Annotated in this window: 3 protein-coding genes; all 3 read right to left on the minus strand. The window is 54.9% G+C overall.

The features are described from left to right. Window positions 1–365 precede the first annotated feature (365 nt). Complete coding sequence (locus NQ018_RS11195) at window positions 366–665, minus strand: capsid cement protein (protein WP_257061010.1); 300 nt, start codon at window positions 663–665, stop codon at window positions 366–368. Window positions 666–675: 10 nt separating this feature from the next. Continuing rightward, window positions 676–1,290 carry a hypothetical protein gene (locus tag NQ018_RS11200; protein ID WP_257061011.1) on the minus strand — a complete coding sequence of 205 codons (615 nt, stop codon included), beginning with the start codon at window positions 1,288–1,290 and terminating at the stop codon, window positions 676–678. A gap of 115 nt (window positions 1,291–1,405) precedes the next feature. Further along, complete coding sequence (locus tag NQ018_RS11205) at window positions 1,406–1,561, minus strand: hypothetical protein (protein ID WP_257061012.1); 156 nt, start codon at window positions 1,559–1,561, stop codon at window positions 1,406–1,408. Window positions 1,562–1,691: the final 130 nt, after the last annotated feature.

A 1,691-nucleotide genomic window follows, 5' to 3' on the forward strand; every position in this document is an offset into this window, starting at 1 on the left:
GTCTGCACTCGTCGATCGGTGACGTTCCCCCGATCGAATACGAGCAGGACTACGAGGAATTCAACACCACCCGAAAAGCCCAGTAAGGCTTTTACCTGTAGTCTCCGAAAAACTCAGGCCGATTCAGAGAAATCTACTTTGCAGGACTATCAGTTCGTACTCAAAAGCACTCCTACGGACCATCCTCGAACCTTTGTGTTCATTTATTGTGCGCATGTCGTGGAATTGTCGTGGGATTTGGGGGCGCGGCTCGAGCGATATCCGTGAGTTATAAGCGGCTTACGTAGAAATTGTGCCATCAGCATTAACCGAGGCGGGTGCCAGCGGAAAAGGAAAATCAGTCATTTCGTAAGACCCTCTCTTTCTTACTTCAGCGCCACAGACTCACGCTCATTGGCCGACGCAGTAACAGCAATTCCTACAACTGGAGCAGATCCGCCCCTCTTTGCCGCCTTGTCAGACGCAACCGCCTTAACGGGATCACCAGCAGCAATTGAACCGCTTGCAACAACATCCACAATGTGGCCTGCGCGGTAAACCATCACATGCGCATACTTCGCCACATTATGGGCAACAACACCGACGGGCACGGAACCAGCAGTCGCTGGCTTGACAACCGGGTTGCGCCCATCAGTCTTGCCTGAAATCTCAACAAAAGACCCCACAGAAATCGCCTCAGCAGCCTTCACAGTCGGGTTTTCTGTGCAGGGGTGCAGTGAACAATGGTAGAAGCCATTTATTACCGCCTAATTGTTTGAGAACCGCCCCTTTGTCTAGCCAGTGCGATGGATAAATGAAATCCTTTTCGGGCTGGGATGTTGAAGCGCCGGGCTTCAAATCCTCCACCGGATAGTCAGACGGCGGCGCAGCCTTCTTCGCTGCCTCCACCTGAAGAGTGCCGATACGCTGCGCATTCGCCTCAAACTTCTCCGGGTCGCTACCGGGAAAATCGGCATTATCCTCAGAAATGCCGTACTTGGCGAGAGCCTGGGCGCGCTTGAGTTGAATCTCGAACTGGCCGACACGTGCACGTTCAGCCTCCAGGGCCTCCTGCGCCCGCTGCAGTTCAGTCTTCTCGGCGTCTTGGGTTTCCCTGAACTTTTCAGCAATCGGCCGAAGTTCCTGCAACTCAACCCGTGACGCGGCCGCTTCGGCCCGAACCTTAGCGAGCACGCCCTTATAGTCGTCGATGGTCATCTCCGGCTTCTCATTCGCAGCCACCTCCTGGGCGTTCTGCGGCGCACGTGCGTCACCAGAGCCTTCGGTCGTGGTGGCGGGTGCTTCATCCAAAGTGTGACCTGCTGGGCCATCGTGGTGTGGACATAACAAAACCCCGCCACCACAAGGTACGCGGGGTGAGTGCGTCGCCCGGACTCGGACCGGGGAACCTACCATCTAGGCGACGCTAATCATCTTCAATTCGTCGATACAGTTCATCGCGAGAAATATCAAGCATGCCCAGGGCTACGACAAACGGTGGCTCGCCCTGCGTTTCTACCTCAACGATCATGTCGCCATCATCATTAGCAACCATTTCCAAAACAATGCGGTGCAAAAGCATGTGCCCATTACGTTGTTAGCAGTTCCACCCCAGGGCACCGAAGATACATAGCCTGTCCACCCGATTGGGCGGGCTATGTTTATGTCCGTTCCCGCCATCCGAAAGGACAGTGGAACTAGTCGCTGGCTTC

It is taken from the genome of Corynebacterium kozikiae, assembly GCF_024580965.1.
GTDB lineage: Bacteria > Actinomycetota > Actinomycetes > Mycobacteriales > Mycobacteriaceae > Corynebacterium > Corynebacterium kozikiae.

Bases quoted from the DNA above. Each gene is read 5' to 3' on its own strand.
- NQ018_RS11205 (WP_257061012.1), bottom strand. From the start codon at position 1,561: ATGCTTTTGCACCGCATTGTTTTGGAAATGGTTGCTAATGATGATGGC.